Genomic DNA, 21,538 nt, shown 5'->3' with positions numbered 1-21,538 from the left:
GTTAGCTCAATGCTTCAAAATGCTGAGCGGTGCTGCTTTGGTAATGCTGGATCATCCGGTCAAAACCATTGCGGGCCCGCTGGATGGACAGGGTGTCGCCCATGAGGCGCCCCTGTTGGTGTGCGGCAAGAATCAGCCCCACCATTTCAAACACCAGCTGATCGGCCATGGCGCGGTCCACTGGTAAATGTTTTTCTTCGATCGCCTGGGTGGTGGCGCGGTGCATTTCTTTTTGCCAGTCGCGGTGCATCTTCACCAAAACATCGCGCACGGCCCCCGGTCTGTCATCGTACTCGGTTGCGCCCGAAATGTAGATACAGCCGCTGTCGATTTCTTTGCCGATGCGGTCTAACCAGCGCATGAAAATGGCACGCAGGCGAGGAAGACCGCGGGTTTCTTTCAAGCAGGGGAAGAGAACCGCCTCGATGAACTGGGTTTCGTACTCTTTGAGCACGGCGATTTGCAATTCTTCCCGGGAACCAAAATGGGCAAATACGCCGCTTTTGCTCATGGCCATTTTGTCGGCAATCGAGCCAATGGTTAAGCCCTCGAGCCCCTGGGTGGACGCGATGTCGAGGGCCGCCTCCACGATGGCGGCGCGGGTTTGTTCACCTTTGCGCATAGAAAAATAGACCGAACGTTCGTTTTTTTATGAGTGTACGCTATTTCTTCGAAAATTTGGCAATCGCATTGCATGCTTGAGTGAACAGGCCCGCATCCTGTTCAATTTTTTTGAACAACTCATACAGATCAAAGCCATCGACTGAAGAGACACAGCGGCGCATGATTCTCCCATCGATTCGATGAATCGCCAATTTAAAGGGAGAATCAAGATGAATGCCAATGTGAACCAACGCAGTACCTTTGTTCAACAAATCGAAGTAACTTTTTCCTCGCTGACCAACCCTCTGGCCTTGTTGGGCCGCGTTTTGCTAGCTTCTATGTTTGTACTGGCCGGCTTCGACAAAATCGGGGGCTTTGAAGGCACCGCGGGCTACATCGCCTCCGTGGGTTTGCCCATGGCTGAATTGCTGACAGTGCTCACCATCGCGGTTGAAATTGTGGCAGGGCTGGCCTTGATACTCGGTTTTCAAACCCGTCTGGCAGCCCTGGCCCTGGCTGGTTTTACTCTGGCCGCCTCAGTGCTGTTTCACAACTATTGGGCCATGCCTGCCGAGCAAGCGTATGTACAGCAATTGATGTTCATGAAAAACCTGAGCATTGCAGGTGGCCTTTTGCTGGTCGCTGCTTTGGGCGGCGGTCGCTGGGCGGTGAGCAAACACTAAACATTCAACGGCTCAATCAGCCCGAGCAGTTTAAAAAGGCACCAGGGGGATGATTTCATCCCCCTGATTTGTATCCACCACATGCCCACCCGTGAATTCACCAAACGAGGGCAACACCAACAGCTCACCATGCCGAACAAAGCACGGCAAGCGCGCGCGATCCCGACCTTTTCCACCCAAATACACCACGGGGTGTTCATGCCCGGCCAAGGCAAACGCACCAGAAATGTGTTGCGGGTGATGGCACAGTGCCAAGTGACCCAGCCGATGGGGCTCTTCCACCACCTCAATGTTGAGGTAGGCCGGCGGGTCGCCCGCTTTGCTGTCGTGATTGCCTCGCACCAGAACCATGCGCACTTGGGCGTGCTGGGTGCGCCACTGTGCCAAACTGCCAAGCAAGGTGGCGTTGTGGGCGGCCTTGGCATGCAACAGGTCTCCCAAAAAATATAACGCCTGCACATCGAACTGCGCCATGGCCGCACTCAAGCGGTTCAAATTGGCCTGGGTGGTGCCACTGGGCACCGGCACCCCCAGCGCACGAAAACTGGCGGCCTTGCCCAAGTGCACATCTGCCACAAACATGGATTTGTGCTGTGCGCTGTAGGCTGTGCGATGGCTGGTTAATTGCAAAGCCTCGCCGGCCACCACCATGGTGTGCGTGTGCGCAGGTGTTTGCAAAACCTTTACAAGCCCCATGAATACTCCTTGATTTATGCAGACAGAAGTTTAGCAAGATGATTTGGCAAAGGCCTGTGAACTAATTTGGATTGACCACCACACAGCCCTTTCAACCAAATCGAGGGTCTACATCATGGGATGGTTCAGCAACGCGCCCACCGCCAACCGAATTCAGAACACCAACACAATCGCCGCTTGTGTGGCGCTTCTTGAGGCCAACGGGCAAGTGCTCAACGAAGTCAATACATTTGCCAGCAATCAGATTAATCGCGGGCAGCAACTTTCGGCTCAGGCCTTTTCCGTACAAGGTGCAGGCAGCCAGCTCGGCCGCGAATTGCAGGCAGCAATCGGCTCGCTGGGGGCATTAAAAACCAATACCAGCCAACAACTCGACGAACTAGGCCAGTTGTGCCACAACATGGAACTGCTGATTCAACAATTTGATGTGCCCAGGGGCGCGCGCACGATCAATGCCTCTGGCCGAGACATCGCTCGGGTTGCCGTGCATGACACCTCCCTTGTGCTGGCCAATTTGCTTGTGCTTGAGCAAAACAGCCGACCAGACATCGTGCGAAGTGTCCAAACCATTGACCGCGCCGACACCGTGCTCAACCAGGGCAATGCCAACCAAGCAGGACTCAATTTACCTGGCATGAATTTCCGCTTTCAGTAAATTCTGAGCTTAGGCACGCAAGGCTGCTTTTTCCAATTCAGCAACCATGCGTGCCACTCGGTCACTGAGTTTTTCTGTACTCACCATCTCTCGCAAGCGTTCAATCAGCAGCGGAAATGCAAAAGGGGTTGGGCGCTGCACGTGCTTATACACCAATGTTTTTTTGCGAATTTCGGCTAGCGCCATGGCCATGCGCTCAATGTCCAACTCCTGCTCTAGCGCTTCGCGCTGGGCCTGCGCCAGCAGCAAATTGCCTTGATCGTGCTTTTTGAACACATCGAAAAAAAGCGAGCTGGAAGCTTGCAACTGTTTGGTGCTTTTGCCCGCACCGGGGTATCCCTGAAACACCAGGCCAGAAATTCGGGCTATTTCACGGAAGCGACGTTGTGCCAATTCCGACGCATTCAAACAGGCCAACACGTCTTGCAGCAAATCGCCCTCGGCAAACAAGGGCGATGTGTTCAAATCGCTGTGAATCCAACTGGCCCAATCCACAGGCTCGGCGCTGAGCAGCTCGAATCCATAGTCGTTCATGGCAATCGAAAATGTGCCCGGCTGGTGCTGCGACGCGCGCCAAGCCAGCAAACTGGCCAAACCAATGTGCACGGTTCGGCCCTCAAAGGGGTACACAAACAAGTGATGCCCTTCTTTGCTATGCAACTCCTCAATTAACAGGTGGTTGGGGCCTGGCAAACCACTCCAGCGCATTTGCAATTGCAGCAGCGGCACCAAGGCCCGCAACTCGGGGGCCTTGGGTTCAAGCCCTTGGGTTAAAAAATGCTGAGCTTGATCGAGCATCATCAGGGAGGCGTATGCCAACTCGCTGCTCAGTGGCATTTTGCCGCCTTGCCATTGAGGCACAGCCGCTTTGTTGCGCGCGGCTTTGCGCACATAAGCAGTCATGTCGCGCACCTTCACCAATTCAAGCACGCGGCCTGCAAAACTGAAACAATCGCCCGCTTTTAACCGTGCAATAAAACTCTCTTCTATGGTGCCCAAACGCCCACCGCTCATCCAGGCCACATGCATGGCCGAGTCGGACACAATGGTGCCCACCGACATGGCATGGCGGCGTGCAATGTCCTTGCGAAGCACTCGGTAAAAGCCATCATCGGCCAACGCCACGCGTTGATAGTCGGGGTAGGCGCTCAGGCTCTCGCCCCCGCGTTCCACAAATGCCAGCGCCCAATCAAACTGGGCGCGCGTTAAATCTTTGTAGGCATAGCTGGTACACACCTCGCTGTACAGTGCATCGGCCTTAAACCCGGTGCCCATGGCCACAGTGACCAAATGTTGCACCAACACATCCAGCGGCGCTTTGGGGCTGTGCCGGGGCTCAATTGTTTTTTGTTCGACGGCATGCCTTGCAGCCGCTGCCTCCACCAGTTCAAGCGCATGGGTGGGCACAATGGTGATGCGCGAGGGCCGGCCCGGTGCATGACCTGAACGCCCGGCCCGCTGCAGCAAGCGCGCCACCCCCTTGGGCGATCCCACTTGAATAACCCGTTCGACTGGCAAAAAATCAACGCCCAAATCCAGCGAAGATGTGCACACAACCGCCTTGAGCAAGCCCTGCTTTAAGCCCTGCTCCACCCAATCGCGCACCGACTTATCCAGCGATCCGTGATGCAGGGCCATGGCGCCAGCATAGTCGGGCCTGGCCTCCAGCAGCGCGTTGTACCAAATTTCGGCCTGTGATCGGGTGTTGGTGAACACGAGGGTTGACGCTGAGGCATCCAGCTCTGCGGCCACTGCCTGCACCTGCACCAGCCCCAAGTGTCCACCCCAAGGGAAGCGTTCGAATTGCGCTGGTACCAGACTGTCGATTTGGAGACGCTTGGGCAGGGCTCCCTGCACCAACCGTGGTCGGCCTCCACGCCGCACTGGGTATAACAACACATCCATGGCGGCTTGAAGATTCCCCAGGGTTGCACTGAGCCCCCAGACCACCAAATCGGGATTGAGTTGCACCAGGCGTGCAATGGCCAGTTGCAGTTGTACCCCCCGCTTGTTGCCCATCAATTCATGCCATTCATCAACCACCAACACGCGCAGTTTGGTGAGCGCTTGCGTGCCGGAGGAACGTGTGAGCATCAGGGTGAGGCTTTCGGGGGTGGTCACCAGCCCGGTGGGAGGTTTTTTTTGAATGGCGGCACGAGCTGCTGAATCGGTATCCCCAGTGAGCATGCCCACACTACACCCCTGCACCAGGTTCGCCGCTGCGCTTTGCAATGCGCGGGTGCTGTCGGCCGCCAGGGCACGCATGGGGGTGATCCACATCACTTGGGTGCAAGCCCCCCTTGGTGGAGCTTGACTGGCCAGGTACAAAAGCGCACCCAACCAAACCGCCAAAGTTTTACCAGCGCCGGTGGTGGCATGCAACATGCCACTTTCGCCTTGAGCCATGGCGCTCCACACCTCACGCTGGAAATCAAAGGGGGACCAGCCCTGCTCTGCAAACCACTGCTCGACATGGCGAGGAAGCAACTGAGCCAGAGGCACGGCCGGCGACCCAATACTCGCCTCTTCGTGCTGCATGTAGGGCACAGCTTCGGGCCGAACCGTTTGAGGCTGCGCCTGCTTGCGCTTGCGACGCAAGGCCTTAAGCTGCGTACCCACATTGGGCCCTGGGGGAATGCCTCGAAATGCCGACATAAAACAAAAGAGGGGTGCTGCAATGCGCCCTATTTTGCCACAGGCCCCGCCAATAGGGTTTTTAGAAGCTCAAGCACCGTTTGAGTGGTTTGCTGCCGGGTGTCGTACTGTGGGTTAAGTTCCATCACGTCCACCGAGTGCACCAAGCCGGTTTTGGCCAAGTACTCAAAACAGGCCCGCAGTTGCTGAACCGGCACACCGTCGGCCACAGGCGTGCCCACGGCAGGCGCCTCAGTGGGGTCCAGGCAGTCCACATCAAAGCTCACATGCACATGGTCGCCCACTGCGGTGCCCTCCAAAGCAAAGGCCATGATGTCGCTCAAAGCCATGCCTGCCATCGCTTGCATGTGCAGCACAGGCACCCCGGCGTCGCTTAAGGCAGACGACTCGTCAGGATCGACTGAACGCACGCCCAACAAACGCACTTGCCTGGGTTTAAGCGCAGGTTGATGACCACTTAGGCGAACCAGAGAGTCTGGCCCAAGCCCCACAAGGCAAGCCAAGGGCATGCCGTGCAAATTGCCGGATGGAGACGTGCGTGCGGTGTTGAAATCGGCATGCGCGTCAAACCACAGCACCCGCAAGCGGCGATCACGCTGCCTGCAGTGGCGCACCACTGCACTGATGGAGCCCACCGCCAAGCAATGGTCACCGCCAAGCAACACTGGCACACGGTTACACTGCAAGGCCTGCCACACCGCTTGGTCAACCAGTCGATTCCAGCGGGCCACTTCAAACAAATTGCGATACCCTGCGTGGGCTTTGTGATCGAAGCCCTGCGGGCCCTGCACATCCCCTGCATCCAGCACAGGGCGACCGGTGGCCAGCAAACCTTTTACAAGACCAGCTTGCCGCAAAGCCATGGGGCCGCTGCATGCGCCACTGGCTGTGGTGCCCACATCGGTGGGGGCGCCAATCAACTGCAAGGTGGGAGGGTAGAACTTTGGAGGAAAAACGGGCCGGTCAGTGAAATGGCCTGCACTGAACGATTGAGACAACTTGGCATTGAAAGCAAATTTCAAGCACACCTCCTGCCAACGGCGAGAGTTTGTTGATTTAGTGTGCGCTTGATGAGGGCGTTTGAAAAGCCCTTGCCTTGAAATTTCGGCGTTAACTTCCGTCTTGCTGTTGCAACAAAGCCAACATTTGAGAGGCCATTTGCTGAATTCCTGCGTCGCTTAAGGACTCACTGTGTACGACATGCGCTTTTGCAAAACCTTGCAAATTGCGCGGGGTAGACTTCCGGTAAGCCGGGTCATAGTGTTGGGTAAGCAGCGCTTCAACCAACTCTGCCCAAGCCCCATGCTGCGCCATTGCGTGCCAGCGATCGATCACCGCTTGGCCATGCAGGCTGCGCAGGTAGTTCAATTGAATTTGCAAGCGCGAGGGGTCTTTTAAAAAATAATCGTAATCGCGCAACAAAAACTCAACACGGGCCTGCACGGGCACGTCCAGGCGAACCACGCTACCCCGGTGGGTCATGGTGTCAAACAGGGCCTCGGGCACGCGCAGACTACCGATCTTTTTGCTTTCGGCCTCGACCCACACTGGCCTGGCGGGGTCCATATTGCGCAGCGTGTGCCACACCTGTGTTTCAAACCATTTTTGTGAGGGCTGTGGCACATTGGGCAGCACCCCGAGCACCGAGCCTTTGTGGCAAGCCATGCCCTCCAGGTCGAGCACTTGCGCGCCCATGCGGGCCATGGCTTCCAGTACCCTGCTTTTGGCACTGCCGGTTTCGCCGCACAACACATGGTAGTGAAACAACTTGGGCAACTCGGCCAACTGACCCAACACATGGGTGCGGAACACTTTGTACCCGCCTTGCAACTGGCTGGCGGGCCACCCCACCTGCCGAAGAATGTGGGTCATGGCCCCTGAACGGCTGCCTCCCCGCCAGCAATACACCAGGGGTTTCCAACCTTTGCCATGCTGCTGAAAGCGGCTTTGCAAATGGTGCGCAATATTTTTGGCCACCAGGGCAGCACCCACTTTTTTGGCTTCAAACGGGGAAACTTGCTTGTATAGCGTGCCCACGGTGATGCGCTCTTCATTGCTGAGCACCGGGCAATTGATGGCGCCCGGAATGTGATCCTCTTCAAACTCTGCAGGCGAGCGAACATCAATGATGTCCGAAAACTCGGCAAGGCTGTCGAGGGTAACGATGTCTGGGTGTTTCACAGGCTGGCCAAAGGGAGAAGGCTCACCATTATAGCGGCGGCACACCCACAATCCAGCCTTCGACTGGGTCGATGCGGGCAGGCATGCCGTAATGCATGTCCTGGCGGAGTTGACGCTGCTTGAACGCCCATGCGGCCAGCAGGCAACACAACAGGGCATCAAGGTGGTCGGCCTTGGCATCCTCAAGCAACTTGGGTCGCAAATAGGGGCGCACCTGCACGCGAATACCCAGCAACATGCCCTCTTCCACGGCATTGAGCAACTCGGTGCGGGCCTGCCGACGGTCGGGTGTGTCTTTGTTTTTATCGTCGCTTTTGTAACTGGCACGGTTCAGGATTTGACGAGCCAGGTAGCCGGGGTAAGCCTCCAGGGCCACTCGCGCGGCGTCGCCTTTTTGCATCCCCGGAATGTGCACCCCCGACCGCATCAACAGCGGTGCGCCTGCATGCAACATGTAAGCCACAGGGGGGTTGACCCATTTCATGGAGGGCGAAGAGCCGGCGGGCCCATCGCAAGCCCGGTGAGCAAACTTGTGCCCGGCGGGACGTGCATCACACCACGCTTTGAAGGTGGCGCGTATTTGCTCGCGGCTCATGGCGCAATAATGCTGCATCAAATCACACCAAGCCGAGAAGTCGGTGCGCCCAGCGCCAGGCCACTGCAGGCCATCAACCAGCTTTCGCGGTAAACCGAAAGGCATGTCGATGGCCGCCACGAAGGGCAACCCCAATTGATGAATTTGATCTGCGGATCTTCCAGTGGCATGGGCGGGCTCGCCGGTGTTTAGCAGGTGCAAAAATTCGTTCAGCGTGGGCAAGGACCACAACTCATCGACTTGAAGCACAGCGCCATTCCACTGGGCCACGGCCACCGCGATGGGTTTTCTCTTGCTGGGGCTACTTGAAAAATCGATGCCAAAAAGGCGTGGGTTGATGGGGCTCATGGGGTGTGGGTTGGCAACAGGCTTTCAAGCTGGGCCAAGGTGTCGGCTTGGTGAAGGGGTTTGTCGTGGCGAATACGAAGCATACGCGGAAAACGCACGGCCACGCCGCTTTTGTGGCGATTGGACCGGGCAATGGCCTCGAAACCCAACTCAAACACCAGCGTGGGCACCACGGTGCGCACTGGGCCAAACTTGTTTACAGTGTGTTTGCGAATTTCGCGATCCACGTGCTTGAACTCTTCATCGGTGAGGCCCGAATAGGCTTTTGCAAAGGGCACCAAGCGCGGCAAACCCTTGGCTGTGCTGTCTTCTACCGACTCCCCTTTGGCAATGGCTTGCGCCACAGCATGGGCTTCCTGGGCGTTCTGCGGGGCGCGCTCCCACACAGCGAAGGTGTAGTCGGTGTACAAGCTGGCCCGCCGACCATGCCCTCGTTGGGCATACACCAGGACGCAATCAATGGTCATGGGGTCGATTTTCCATTTCCACCACAAACCATCAACCTTGGTGCGGCCCACGCCATAGCGGGAATCCCGGTGCTTCAGCATGAAGCCCTCGACGCCAAGCTCGCGGCTCTGGGCCTGCAGCGTGTGCAAAGCAGACCAGCTGGAGGCAAGTACCAAAGGCGACAGGCGAAGCCGCTGCATGCCAGTGAACTCAGCCTGTGGGGCACATAGACCCACGCACTGCTCAAGCAAAGTACGGCGTTCGTGTTGTGGGTGCAGTGTTTGTAACTGGCCCTGCCAACGCAACAGGTCGTAAGCCATAAACACCACGGGGGAATCGGCCATCAACTTTTTACTCACGACTTTGCGATTGAGCCGCCCCTGCAATGCATTAAAACCTGCAGGCGCCTCGCTGCCCAACGGCCACACCAAGACCTCGCCATCCAGCGTGCTGCCATCGGGCAATGCAGCCAAGGCGTGTTGTAACTCGGGGAATTGCTCGCTGACCAATTCTTCGCCGCGTGACCAAATCCAAACCTGCCCGTCGTCTTTAACCACCTGGGCGCGAATGCCATCGTATTTCCACTCCACCAGCCAGTGGTGCAAGTCGCCCAGGGAATCGGGGGCTTGCTGCAAGGGGTGCGCCAAAAAGAAAGGCTGGGGTTGCCCCAGCCTGGCCGGGGCATGAAGGCCAGAGCCATCCACCGGCGGTTCAATCAATGCAAGATATTGCTGCGGGGTGGGCACAGCGCTGGCATCGGTGTAACCCATCATGCGTGTGGCCACCAGCTTGGCATCTAGCTTGGCCAGGGTGGCCAGGGCACGGGTGAGCAACAACTTTGACACCCCCACCCGAAAACCTCCGCCCACCAGCTTCACAAACAAAAAGCGCTCATTGGGCTGCAGGATCTGCCAGCACCGCTGAACAGCTGCAATGCGGTCTTCGTCAGCCAGGCTTCGCAACGGCAATATTCGCTCTTGCATCCACCACGCCAGGCCATGCTGCACAGTGGTTTCGGTTTGCCTGGGCAGGGGCAGCACATGGGCAATGGTTTCAGCCAAATCGCCCACAGCCTGATAACTTTCCTCAAACAACCAGGCGGGCAGGCCGCTTTCTCTCAAAGCCACCTCACGCAAAGTGGCTGTGGGCACAGTTCGTTTGGGTTTGCCGCCCGCCAAAAAGTAAACCGCCCATGCGGCATCGTCGGCAGGGGCATTTTCAAAGTATTGGCATAACGCATGCAACTTGTTGTTGGTGGAGGTGCTGGCGTCCAGTTGAGCAAACAGTTTTGCAAATTCTTTCATGCCACTGCACCGGTATCAACGGGTTCCTCAGCACCTTGCTCACCGCCATACTCGGTCACAAAAGCGCGGGCGTTCAAGCCCTGGTCTTGTAACCAGCGCACCATCACCGACACATAACCGTGGGTCACGATCACCTGCTCGGCCCCGGTCTCGCCAATTGCTTTCATGAGCCCAGGCCAGTCGGCATGGTCAGACATCACAAATCCGCGATCCACATTGCTGCGCCTGCGCGAGCCGCGCAATTGCATCCAACCCGATGCAAAAGCATCCGAATATGCCGAGCCGAACCGCTTCATCCAACTGGCGCCTTGTGCTGCAGGCGGTGCAATGGCCAGGCATGTTTTGTAGAGGGCTTTGTCTTCTATGCTGCTGACCAAATGGGTCGGCGGCAAAGCCACCCCGGCCTGCCGATACGCCACATTCAAGGCCTCGCAGGCGCTGTGGCACACAATGGGACCGATGCTGGGGTCGACTCCGGCAATCATGCGCTGCGCCTTGCCAAACGAATAACCGTACAACACGCTGGCCTTGCCTTGGGCCGCGTTGGCAGCCCACCAGGCATTGATTTCAGCGTAAATGTCGGCATCGCTTCGCCACCGGTAAACCGGCAAACCGAAAGTGGATTCGGTGATAAAGGTGTGGCAGCGAACCGGCTCAAACGGGGTGCAGGTGAGGTCGGGCATCACCTTGTAGTCACCACTGGCCACCCACACCTGGCCGCGATACTCCAAACGAACCTGGCATGAACCCAACACATGGCCAGCCGGGTGCAAGGAAATTTTTACGCCATTGTGAACAGTGCTGGCACCGTAAGGCAAAGTGTCCAGTTGAATATTGCCCAAGCGGGCGCGCAGCACTCCCTCGCCAGGCGCGGCACACAAATAATGGTTGTGCCCCGTGCGGGCGTGGTCTGCGTGTGCATGGGTGATCACAGCCCGATCCACCTTGCGCCACGGGTCGATATAAAAATCACCTGGGGGACAATACAAACCTTCGGGACGACTAACCACCAAATCCATGCTAATAACGGCTGCCAAAACCGCCTACAAACACCGCCAACACCATGAGTTTATAACACAACCAGCTAAATGCCCTTTCCCGCCAGGGGCGTGCTGCATGGCTTTGAAGCAGCACACGGCGGCTGTGCTGCTCCATGGCGCGAACAAGCTCGGCTTTTAACTGTTGTGCAAAAGGCCGGTGTTGCACCAGCACATTGGCCTCGCGCGCAAACAGGCAACTCAAGGGGTCCAGGTTGGATGAGCCCACCGTGGCCCAGAAGGAATCCACCACACCCACTTTGGCATGTAAAAAACCAGGCAGGTATTCGTACACCTCCACGCCTTGCGCAAGCAGGTGGTGGTAAAGGTGCTGTGTGGCGTAATGCTGCAACTTGTATTCCACTCGCCCTTGCAACAGCAGTTTAACCACCACGCCCCGATGGCGCGCCCCCGCGATGGCATTGCGCATTTTGCGGCCTGGCAAAAAATAAGCGTTGGCCAAAATCACCGAGGTGTGAGCTTTGCCGATGGCTTGAATGTAGGCACGCTCAATTCGCCGGCGCAATCGAAAATTGTCGCGCAGGGCCAATTGCACGCGCACCTCCCCCACAGGCCTGGGGGGAGCCTGCTCGCTTTGCGCAGCCAACAATTGCACCCATTGCTCTGCGCGCTCGCGCCACCAAGCGGAGGTCAGTGTGTCGGTGACCATGCCCCCTGGACCAATTTGCATCCACAGCCACTGCATGGCGTGCTGCACATCCATCACCACGGGGCCGTGTAACTGCACAGCAAAATCGTAACGCGGCCCCAAGGGATGATTCACCAAATCGCTGTTGACTTGGGTGTGGCCTTCAACTGGCAACAGCTCGCCCCGCTCGCCGCTGTGGTTCATGTCATCCAGCACATTGATGCCGCCCACAAACGCAACCTGACCATCCACTGTCAGCATTTTTCGGTGCATGCGTCGCAAGCGTCGTGGACTGGGCTTGAGCTTCCAGCGCTCTGGGCGAAACACCCGCACGCTCACCCCCGCAGCCCGCAAACCAGGCACCAGGGTTTTGATGCCCTCTTGCCCCCCAAAACCATCCAACACCAATTGCACATTCACGCCGCGCATGGCGGCATCGGCCAAGGCTTCTGCAAAGGCGCGTCCTGTGGCGTCGTTGGCAAAAATATAGGTTTCCATCTGGACCAGTTCGCTGGCCTGCTCAATGGCCTGCAGCGCCAATGGAAAATACTCCCCTCCCCCAAGCAGCAACTGCACCTGGTTGCCATCACGCTCGGGCGTGGGTGGCGGCAGCAAGCGATCCACTTGCGCATTGAAATCGCGTATCACCTGCTTCAAAGGTTGGCCTTGGCGAGGCGTAGTCATGGGTTGTTGTATTCCAGATCGACCACAAAGGGTGCATGGTCGGACAACTTACCCCACAAGCCCCCCCGCAACACTTCGGCCTTGGTGACACGAAACCCCCTTGCAAACACGCGGTCCAGGCCCAGGATGGGAAACCGACTCGGAAAGCTGCCCACATGAAGCAATCGTTCAATGCGTTTGGCCCCTTTCAATGGCATGACCTCGCTGGCATTCAAGCCGGCCTGTAACACGGGTCCCAACCTGCGCTGCCAATCGTTGAAATCGCCTGCCACCACCATGGCAGCCTGGCTGGGTACGTGGTTGCGAACATGCTCAATGAGCTTGTCGGCCTGCCGTATGCGGCTGCGGTACAGCAAGCCAAAATGAGCAACCAGGGCATGCACCGGGCCAGCCGGGGTGGCCACACGGCAATGCAGCAACCCCCGTTGCTCCAGCCGATGGTCTGACACATCTTCATTGAGACTCCACTCGATGGCATGGCGCGACAATAAAGCATTGCCATGGTGGCCATGGGGGTACACGGCATTCATGCCGTAGGCACTGAAATAACGCTGGCTGGCGTGGCCCAACAGATCATCAATGGCCGAGGGACCTTGGGCCAAAAATTCATGTTGCCCATGCAAGGGCCATTGCTCAAACCGGGTGGCATGTTTGTCGTGGCGGCCTTGTACTTCTTGCAAAAAAATCAGATCGGCATCCAGTGCATGCAACTGTTCTCGCAGGGCGTGAATGGTCAGCACGGGCTTGCGCAGCCCCATCACACCCTTATGAATGTTGTAGCTTGCAACCCTCAAGCGCATTGGGCCTCCATTTTTACGTATTTTATATAGAAAAAATACCGTTCGTTTTCTATATCAATTCAAGACATGTCACACGTGAAGGGTATTGCCCCTCATTAGGGTTACCCCTAAACTGGCGATGTAAGTATTCATAACATTGCTACGCAGTCTTAAAACGTTTTCTGCTGTTTCTAAACACGGTATATGAAAAAAGGGGCTCCCATTGCGCGAGCCCCTTTTATTTTTTGATCAAGCGTTTTGCCAGGGCCAATATGGCCTGCGCATTGTTGGGTGAAAAGCAGCGCGCTGCCGCCTCTTCGGCGCCCAGCCAAGCGTAGGCCACATGCTCTTTGGCGCTCAAGTTGGGTAGGGTGCCCGATGGCAAGCACACGGCAAACCAATGCTCGGTGTTGTGGGTCACGCCTGGTGGGTAGCGGTGCCGCCAATGGCTGAAAATTTCGTACTGAAGTTGGTGAGGCCAAGGCCGCAAGCGCATGGGCTCGCACAATTGCTCAACACTGCAACCCAACACAGGGGGGGCCTCGCAGGGCTGTGCCTGCAAACCGGTTTCTTCCAGCAACTCACGCGCAGCCGCCTGCAGGGGCGGCTCCTCAGCCCAATCCAGGCTGCCAGTGACCGATTGCCAATACCCGGCCCGATCAGCCCGCTCGATCAATAAAAAATCCCCGTCGGCGCTGTACATCACAACCAGCACCGAGACAGGGATTTTGTCACCGCTCACCTTCGGAACACCTCAGGCCTGGGGTTTTACTTCGGGCTGGCGCAAACGAATATGCAACTCGCGCAACTGCTTTTCGTCCACAGGGCTTGGCGCCTGGGTCAGCAAACACTGTGCGCGTTGGGTTTTGGGGAAAGCAATCACGTCGCGAATGCTTTCTGCACCACTCATCATGGTCACAATTCGGTCCAAGCCGAACGCCAAGCCACCGTGGGGCGGCGCGCCGTATTGCAGGGCATCTAGCAGGAAGCCGAATTTCAAACGCGCTTCGTCTTCTGCAATGTTCAGCGCCCGGAACACCTTGCTTTGCACCGACTCTTTGTGAATACGCACCGAACCACCGCCCAACTCCCAGCCGTTCAACACCATGTCGTAGGCCTTGGCCAGGCACTTGCCGGGGTCGGTGGTCAGGTAGTCTTCGTGGCCGTCTTTGGGGCTGGTGAAGGGGTGGTGGCAAGCCACCCAGCGACCCGCCTCCTCGTCGAGCTCGAACATGGGGAAATCGATCACCCACAAAGGCTCCCACTGACCCTGCACCAGGCCTTTGGACTGACCAAAATCACTGTGACCCACCTTCAGGCGCAAAGCACCGATGGCGTCGTTGACCACTTTGGCCTTGTCGGCACCAAAAAACAGCAGATCGCCATTCTGGGCACCACTGCGCTTGAGCAGCTCGTTCAAGGCGGCGTCGTGAATGTTTTTTACGATGGGCGATTGCAAACCATCGCGCCCCTTGGAGAGATCGTTTACTTTGATCCAGGCCAAACCTTTGGCACCGTAAATGGCCACAAACTTGGTGTAGTCATCAATGTCAGAACGTGAAATTTCGGCACCGCCCGGCACACGCAGGGCCACCACGCGGCCATTGTCCATGTTGGCTGGGCCAGAGAACACCTTGAAATCAACGTCTTTCATGACGTCGGTCAACTCGGTGAATTCCATTTTGACCCGCAGATCGGGCTTGTCGGAACCAAACCGCGCCATGGCTTCGCTGTAGGCCATCACCGGGAAGGGGTCGGCCAGATCCACGTTCATGGTTTCTTTGAACACCTGGCGGATCATGTGCTCAAAGAGGTCACGTATTTCCTGCTCGGTGAGGAAAGAAGTTTCAATATCGACCTGGGTGAATTCGGGCTGACGGTCTGCGCGCAAGTCTTCGTCGCGGAAACACTTGGTGATTTGATAATAACGATCGAAGCCCGAAACCATCAGCATTTGCTTGAACAACTGGGGCGATTGGGGCAGCGCAAAAAACTCCCCGGAATGCACGCGTGAGGGCACAAGGTAGTCGCGCGCGCCCTCGGGTGTGCTCTTGGTGAGCATGGGTGTTTCGATGTCCACAAACCCTTCCTTGTCGAGGTATTTGCGGATGGCCATGGCCACCTTGTAGCGAAGCATGAGGTTTTTTTGCATTTGCGGGCGGCGCAAATCCAGCACGCGATGGGTCAAGCGTGTGGTTTCGGACAGGTTTTCGTCATCCAGCTGGAAAGGTGGGGTGACCGATGCATTCAGCACCTCCAGGCCGCGGCACAACACTTCTACACCACCGCTTTTCAGGTTGCTGTTTTCGGTACCGGCCGGGCGGGCGCGCACCAGGCCTTCGACACGCACACAAAACTCGTTGCGCAAGGTTTCGGCCAAGGCAAACATTTCAGGACGGTCGGGGTCGCAAACCACTTGCACCAGCCCTTCGCGGTCGCGAAGGTCGATGAAAATTACACCACCGTGGTCGCGGCGGCGCTGCACCCAGCCACACAGGGAGACAGTTTGGCCAAGGTGGGCCTGTGACACATTGCCACAGTAATCAGTGCGCATTTTCATGGGTATTTTTCTGCAAATGATGGGGTTGATCCAAGGGGGCCTCTGCGGGTGCAACCACCCCCAAAGACACGATGTATTTCAAGGCCTCGTCCACGCTTAGGCCAGACGGGCGCAATAAATTTTTGGGCACCATGATGACATAGCCCGAGGCCGGGCTGGGCGAGGTGGGCACATACACCGACACCACGTCTTCTTCGCCCAGTTGCTGGCGCAAAGCCGCTGGCGGTTGACCAGTGACAAAACCCAGGGCCCACACGCCCGCATGGGGGTACGGCACCAGCACGGATTCCGAAAATGCTTTGCCCGATGAGGTCAACAAGGTGTCGGACACCTGCTTGACGCTGGTGTAAACCACCTTGAGCAGCGGAATGCGCGACAAAATGCCGTCGCCCAACCTGAATAGCCAGGCACCCACAAAATTGGCCGCCAACACGCCGGTGCCCAACAGCACAGCCACCGTGAGCAACACGCCCAGGCCCGGGATGTTAAACCCAAGCCAGAGCGTGGGCTGAAGCGCCTGGGGCAGCAGCAACAGGGTTTGATCCATAAGACCCACCACGGTGTACAGCACCCAAATGGTGATGGCCAGGGGGATCCAGATCAAAAGGCCTGTGAACAGGTATTTGCGCAGGGAGGACTGGTGTTGCAATGCGCCCCCTTAACTGGCGTCGGCTGAAGTGGAGGCACAACCCGCACCCGCCGGAGCGCCGCAACCGGCCACTGGGCAAGCGGCCGCAGGGGCTTCTGCTGGCTTGCTGCTTGCCTTGGACGCTCCCCCGCCATTGCGGAAATCGGTGACGTACCAACCCGAACCTTTTAACTGAAAACCTGCTGCCGTGACTTGTTTGGAAAATTGGGGCTGTTTGCAGCTTGGGCACTCGGTAAGCGGTGCATCACTGAGCTTTTGCAACACATCTTTTTCAAAGCCACAGGCCCCACAACGATAAGCATAAATTGGCATTTGAACCTCACCCGCAAAAAGGCAACAAAAAACCCCTAATTATATGCTGCCAATGGCTTTTTCTCCAAGATCGGCTGGTGTGGGCATAAAAAAAGAGCGCTTTTCCCTGGGGAAAAACGCTCTTTGTGTCGACGGAGTGGGCCATCGCATGAGAATGTGGCCCAATGACACGAAGACTGCTTCCGCCCTCCTCTAGCCAAGGGCGGAATTTGGGATCAACAGGCTCTTAAGCGGCCTGGTAACCCGCCTCTTGTTGTGGCTTTTCTTTCATGCTCCAGCGGTTGGCCCGCTTGAAAGTGCCCAGGTCGTTGAAACGCACACCGTTTTCTCGCATCACCGCATGGGCCTTCTTAGCGGTCATTTGGCGAATGTAGAACGGGTCGCGCACCACAAAGTGATGAATGCCGTGGGTAGATCCGAAATTGAAACAGAACAGGTGGGGAATGATGAACCACTTGCTGTTCAGCACCTGGCACTGCTGCACAAAATTGCCGTCTTCAATGTCGCCGAAATAATGCATGTTTGAGCTGATGAAGTTGATGCTGAAAGAGCGCAACAAGTTGGGTGCAAAAATAAGCACGGCCACCGTGTTGGCTGCAGCCACAAATTCAGCGTCGATGAATGCAGGCCATGGCACGGAATACCCTACCGTCCATGCCGCCGCCTCAATGGCCCAGTAAGCGACATACGCATGGAAGCTCACCCAAAAAGCCGAGGCCAAGGGGAAATTGCCCGCAGCGCCCATCATCAACATTTTCAGGCGGCGATTTTTTGGAATCCTGAACACACGAAGCACCACGCTCAACTCAAGGTCAAGCATCATCAACAGGCGCAGCGGCGTAAAACGCTCGCCGTTGGTGATGGCGCGCTCTTCAATGTCGGTTTCAGTGCCGGAATGTTTGTGGTGGTGCAAGTGCAAATGCCTGCGCGCCCATGGGTTGATGGTGCTCGGCCGGCATAGCCACACCAATGCCATCATCAGGTTGTGCATGAACTTGTTCTTGCGGAAGTACATGTAGTGGATCAGGTCATGCTCAAGCTCGTGGGTGAAGCTCAAGAAAATCGCGATCACGGGAATGGTGATGTACCACGCCAGCATGCCCTCCAAGTAGGCCCAACCCGTGGCCATTGCCCCGGCCATAGACACCAGCAAAATAGCCATGCCAATGGCGTCTTGGTGCTTCAGGATCGGGTATTTGGCACGAATGCGATCGCCCTCGGCCAAAATGGCACTCTTGATTACTGCGATGCGCTGCTGGTCCTGGGCATTGATGTGGTTTTGCTTGATGCGCGAGCCTTGGGCCCCTTGCCCGCCCTGCCCCAGCAATTTTTCACTCAAATTTGACATTGCGAAGTCCCCTTGTGATTTGGCTTTTGTTGATTGAAGTATGCTTTAGGACATGCCAACCCGCTTGTTTTTACACGACAAGCACATGACTTTGCACGCCAACCCGTGTTTAAAACGCCAACAACCCCACCGCCAACCGCCCTGGCCAGCTGGATGCGAGGCCTGGCCCAAGAGCTAAACCAGCGTGGCCTGGATGCTGCCCACCTGTTTCAGCAGGCAGGCCTGGACCCCACCTTGCTGGAACACCCTGAGGCCCGCTACCCGGTGAGCAACACCACCGCGCTGTGGCAAAAAGCGCTTGAGTTGACCCAGGATGAAACCCTCGGGTTGAAAGCCATACGCCACATCACCCCGGCCACTTTCCATGCGGTGGGCTTGAGCGTGATGGCCAGCGAAACCCTGGAGGAGGCATTTGGCCGCATGAGCCGGTTTGTGGACCTGGTGACCGACGCCAGTGAAATGAGCTTGCGCACGCACCACGATGAATTTGTGGTGGAGCTTGCCTTGCGTGACGGCGCACAACCAGCCCAACAATCCATCGACGGGTTTGCATGTTTGCTGGCCAACGCAGGCAAAGGCCTGGGCGACCCAACACTGGTGCCCTTGCGAGTTGCCCTCACCCGCCCTCAACCAGCGCCCGTGCACCTTGAGTTTTTTGAAAAATCGTTTGGCGCACCCCTGCTGTACCAGCAACCCACCCTTCAAATTGTGTATGCCATGCACACGGTTAAAACCCGCTTAAAGGGCGCCAACCGGCTGATTGCAGAGCATCTGGACCAGGCCAGCCAGGCCGCCATCGAACGCTTGCGCCCTGCCCCCACACTGACCAAAGCCGTGCGCGAGATTGTGCTCAACACCCTTCAGCACGGCGCACCCAACCTGGAAGACGTGGCCAAGCCGCTGGCCATGAGCACCCGCAACCTGCAGCGCAAACTGGCCGACGAGGGCACCAGCCTGGCCGACATTGTTGACGAAGTCCGCCGGGAAGAGGCCAGGCGTTTGCTGGTGCAAAGCAAAGCCCCCCTCACCGCCATCGCCTTGGACCTTGGCTTTTCAGACGCCTCGGCCTTCAGCCGCGCCTGCAAGCGATGGTTTGGGCAAAGCCCATCCACCCTGCGCGAATCCTCTTAGCGCCCCACAAGGCCCCGGCTAGAGCATTTCATCTAGCGCTGGGGTACAACTCTTGCACTGAACAGGCAAAGTCACATTCAACTGCTCGGCACCCGCCGGCAATGTGACTACATTTGCCTGGAGATGGTGCAATGCAGCATAACTTTACTTACAAAAAATTCCTAACCCGCGCACTGTTCGCAAGCGCCGCCCTGGTGAGTGCGGTGACTTTTGGTGCAAACCAACTGCCCATCGACAAAACGCCGCCCGCCCCCAGCGTGCGGGACCTGTCGCAGTCCAGCCGGGTATCGGCCCCTCTGAATTACACAGCGCCACAAATATTGCTCAACGACCCCGAAGGCGTGAAGTACGCCGGCGATGTGGAAGCACAAGTGCGTTACCCGCTGGATGGCGATGGCCCCTTTCCCGTGGTGCTGTATTTGCACGGCCGGCACGTGACCTGCAGTTACTTGGGCACTGAATTTTTAAGCTCTGGCGAATGCGAACTGGAGGTGCCCGGGGTGGTGGGCCGGCCTGTGCAGGTGCTCAAAAGCGTTGACAGTTACAAAGGCTACGACTACATGGCGCAAAACCTGGCGGCCCAGGGCTATGTGGTGATTTCGATCAATGCCAACGACGTGAACGACAAAGACCTGGTGGGCAACGCAGGCGTGAACGAACGCTCGCAACTGATATTGCACCACCTGGATATTTTGCGAGAAATCAACCGCAGCGGCTTGTACAGCGGTTTGAGCGACCCCTACTTGCTGGCTGGCCTGCAAGGCAAAATCGACATGAACAACATCGGGCTGATGGGCCACTCACGCGGTGGTCAGGGTGTAACCCATGTGTTGTCGGTCAACAAAGCACGGCCCGCCACCATTGAAGTGGGCGGCAATATTTATCAGGCTGGCGACCCCTTCATTGCACCCCATGCCATCAAAGCGGTGTTTGCCCTGGCCCCCACCAACTTTGACTACATCGCCGCGCCCGATGTGAACTTTGCCGTGCTGCTGCCCTATTGCGACGGCGATGTGTCCAACCTTCAAGGCGCGTTTATGTACGACAAAAGCCGCTACATCACCGAGGCCACTGAAACACCCAAATTCCAGGTGGTGACCATGGGCGCCAACCACAACTTTTACAACACCATCTGGACCAGTGACGATTACTCCAACGCCGACAGCCACTGCGACCTTGGCCGCGAGGGCAATGGGCGCGATGCCCCGCTGGACCAACGCCGGCATGGTGAGTTTTTAATGTCCTCATTTTTCCGCCTGTTTTTGGGCAACGAACAGCAGTTTGCAAGCTACTGGAGCGGCAATGCTGGTCTGCCCAGCGACGCCTGCCCTGTGGCCACGGCCAAGGCTGGAATGTCTTGCAACGACCGTGTTCACCTCAGCATTCAAGCCCCCGCCTCCAAGCGGCTGGTGATTGACGACGTACTCGATGCCAGCTCATTGACTACCAACAACCTGCAAGGCAGCAACACCCCCAAAGACCTCGACCGATTTGAGTTTTGCAACACCACCAACGCCAATGGCACGGTGGCTTCAGCCGCTTGCCCCAGCATTCGAACCTGGGCCACCGCTGGGCAGTTGTATTTAGAATCGGATAATGCGGAGTCTTCACTGACCTTTGCACTGGGCGACAAAAACGTGAAGGCCTACGACAGCCTCACTTTCCGCGCAGGCCTACCCGTGTTCAATGGCGCAGCAGCGCTCACCGAACCGCCCACGCTACTGGTAACCCTGAAAGACACGGCGGGTGTGTCAAAAACCTTGCCCGTGGCCGCTTACTCCAAAGCGCTGTACTTGCCACCGGGCGATGCGGGCAACACCGAAGGTGCAAAAACCTTGTTGAACATGGTGAAACTACCCCTAAAAGCCTTTGCGGGCGTGGACTTTGAGCACATTCAAAGCGTGAGCATTGCCAGCACTGGGCTGGTAAAAATGCAAATGACCGATGTGCAGTTTCAGGCCCTGGCTGGCGAACTGGTGTTGCCACCCGCGGATGATGGCGACACAGGTGGTGGCACGCCGGGCGATGGTTCTGGAGACGGTTCTGGCGACGGCTCGGGCGGCGGCGGTGGCACCCCACTGAACCCGGCGGAAGATCCCAATGCGGGCGGCACCAGCACTTTGGCAAACCCAGCCGGTGGTGGATCACTCAACCTGCTGGGTCTTCTGGGTCTGGCAGCCTGCCTGTGGTTTAACCGCAGAAAATAAAACCAAAGGCGCGGC

The 21,538-nt window shown here is 57.3% G+C and carries 19 protein-coding genes; 4 read left to right on the top strand and 15 right to left on the bottom strand.

All coding sequences use genetic code 11. The features are described 5' to 3' along the window. Position 1: 1 nt before the first annotated feature. Positions 2-622, bottom strand: coding sequence for a TetR/AcrR family transcriptional regulator (locus ACEQU8_RS08310; protein WP_370262879.1), 621 nt, complete (start codon positions 620-622; stop codon positions 2-4). Between the two features lie 211 nt (positions 623-833). Between ACEQU8_RS08310 and ACEQU8_RS08305 the strand changes: the two genes are divergently transcribed. Next, positions 834-1,286: a DoxX family protein gene (locus tag ACEQU8_RS08305; RefSeq protein WP_370262878.1), complete on the top strand. Its 453-nt coding sequence runs from the start codon at positions 834-836 to the stop codon at positions 1,284-1,286. 30 nt (positions 1,287-1,316) lie between these two features. Here ACEQU8_RS08305 and pdeM read toward each other — a convergent pair whose 3' ends face one another. Beyond that, positions 1,317-1,982: a ligase-associated DNA damage response endonuclease PdeM gene (pdeM, locus tag ACEQU8_RS08300; protein WP_370262877.1), complete on the bottom strand. Its 666-nt coding sequence runs from the start codon at positions 1,980-1,982 to the stop codon at positions 1,317-1,319. A 115-nt stretch (positions 1,983-2,097) separates the two neighbouring features. Between pdeM and ACEQU8_RS08295 the strand changes: the two genes are divergently transcribed. Further along, positions 2,098-2,637, top strand: a complete 540-nt coding sequence (locus tag ACEQU8_RS08295) for a hypothetical protein (protein WP_370262876.1) — start codon at positions 2,098-2,100, stop codon at positions 2,635-2,637. Between the two features lie 9 nt (positions 2,638-2,646). Here the strand turns inward: ACEQU8_RS08295 and ACEQU8_RS08290 are convergent, their stop codons facing one another. The 13 genes from ACEQU8_RS08290 to ACEQU8_RS08230 form a co-directional block, all read right to left on the bottom strand. Further along, positions 2,647-5,292, bottom strand: coding sequence for a ligase-associated DNA damage response DEXH box helicase (locus ACEQU8_RS08290; protein ID WP_370262874.1), 2,646 nt, complete (start codon positions 5,290-5,292; stop codon positions 2,647-2,649). A gap of 29 nt (positions 5,293-5,321) precedes the next feature. After that, a complete protein-coding gene (rocF, locus tag ACEQU8_RS08285; protein ID WP_370262872.1) occupies positions 5,322-6,314 on the bottom strand; it encodes an arginase in 993 nt (330 codons plus the stop codon). A gap of 88 nt (positions 6,315-6,402) precedes the next feature. Then, entirely contained in the window at positions 6,403-7,473 is a 1,071-nt protein-coding gene (gene mnmH / locus ACEQU8_RS08280) for a tRNA 2-selenouridine(34) synthase MnmH (protein ID WP_370262870.1), read from the bottom strand. A 28-nt stretch (positions 7,474-7,501) separates the two neighbouring features. Then, the gene (locus tag ACEQU8_RS08275) at positions 7,502-8,416 is read right to left on the bottom strand and encodes a DUF429 domain-containing protein (protein WP_370262869.1); all 915 of its coding nucleotides are present in this window, start codon (positions 8,414-8,416) and stop codon (positions 7,502-7,504) included. Further along, positions 8,413-10,167 (bottom strand): cisplatin damage response ATP-dependent DNA ligase, encoded by a 1,755-nt coding sequence (locus tag ACEQU8_RS08270; RefSeq protein ID WP_370262867.1) that lies wholly within the window; start codon positions 10,165-10,167, stop codon positions 8,413-8,415. The genes ACEQU8_RS08275 and ACEQU8_RS08270 overlap by 4 nt, the downstream gene beginning before the upstream one ends. After that, complete coding sequence (locus ACEQU8_RS08265; protein WP_370262866.1) at positions 10,164-11,186, bottom strand: ligase-associated DNA damage response exonuclease; 1,023 nt, start codon at positions 11,184-11,186, stop codon at positions 10,164-10,166. The genes ACEQU8_RS08270 and ACEQU8_RS08265 overlap by 4 nt, the downstream gene beginning before the upstream one ends. A 1-nt stretch (position 11,187) precedes the next feature. Next, entirely contained in the window at positions 11,188-12,537 is a 1,350-nt protein-coding gene (locus ACEQU8_RS08260) for a phosphatidylserine/phosphatidylglycerophosphate/cardiolipin synthase family protein (protein ID WP_370262865.1), read from the bottom strand. Then, positions 12,534-13,337, bottom strand: a complete 804-nt coding sequence (locus tag ACEQU8_RS08255) for an endonuclease/exonuclease/phosphatase family protein (protein WP_370262863.1) — start codon at positions 13,335-13,337, stop codon at positions 12,534-12,536. The genes ACEQU8_RS08260 and ACEQU8_RS08255 overlap by 4 nt, the downstream gene beginning before the upstream one ends. Positions 13,338-13,554: 217 nt before the next feature. Beyond that, on the bottom strand, positions 13,555-14,058 hold the full coding sequence (gene nudB / locus ACEQU8_RS08250) for a dihydroneopterin triphosphate diphosphatase (RefSeq protein WP_370262862.1): 504 nt from the start codon (positions 14,056-14,058) through the stop codon (positions 13,555-13,557). A gap of 12 nt (positions 14,059-14,070) precedes the next feature. Then, positions 14,071-15,876 (bottom strand): aspartate--tRNA ligase, encoded by a 1,806-nt coding sequence (gene aspS, locus ACEQU8_RS08245; protein WP_370262861.1) that lies wholly within the window; start codon positions 15,874-15,876, stop codon positions 14,071-14,073. Continuing rightward, entirely contained in the window at positions 15,860-16,525 is a 666-nt protein-coding gene (locus tag ACEQU8_RS08240; RefSeq protein WP_370262859.1) for a DUF502 domain-containing protein, read from the bottom strand. The genes aspS and ACEQU8_RS08240 overlap by 17 nt, the downstream gene beginning before the upstream one ends. 9 nt (positions 16,526-16,534) lie before the next feature. Next, the gene (locus ACEQU8_RS08235; protein ID WP_370262858.1) at positions 16,535-16,837 is read right to left on the bottom strand and encodes an FmdB family zinc ribbon protein; all 303 of its coding nucleotides are present in this window, start codon (positions 16,835-16,837) and stop codon (positions 16,535-16,537) included. A gap of 226 nt (positions 16,838-17,063) precedes the next feature. Next, positions 17,064-18,185, bottom strand: coding sequence for a fatty acid desaturase (locus tag ACEQU8_RS08230; protein WP_370262857.1), 1,122 nt, complete (start codon positions 18,183-18,185; stop codon positions 17,064-17,066). 105 nt (positions 18,186-18,290) lie between these two features. On the opposite strand from ACEQU8_RS08230, the gene ACEQU8_RS08225 reads away from it, so the two are divergent. Together ACEQU8_RS08225 and ACEQU8_RS08220 are read left to right on the top strand one after the other, a co-directional pair. Then, positions 18,291-19,316, top strand: coding sequence for an AraC family transcriptional regulator (locus ACEQU8_RS08225; RefSeq protein WP_370262856.1), 1,026 nt, complete (start codon positions 18,291-18,293; stop codon positions 19,314-19,316). 131 nt (positions 19,317-19,447) lie between these two features. Beyond that, the gene (locus tag ACEQU8_RS08220; protein ID WP_370262855.1) at positions 19,448-21,523 is read left to right on the top strand and encodes a hypothetical protein; all 2,076 of its coding nucleotides are present in this window, start codon (positions 19,448-19,450) and stop codon (positions 21,521-21,523) included. The last annotated feature ends 15 nt before the right edge of the window (positions 21,524-21,538 follow it).

Source organism: Limnobacter sp. (assembly GCF_964228395.1).
Classification (GTDB): domain Bacteria; phylum Pseudomonadota; class Gammaproteobacteria; order Burkholderiales; family Burkholderiaceae_B; genus Limnobacter.
This window is presented reverse-complemented; position numbering and strand designations above follow the sequence as displayed.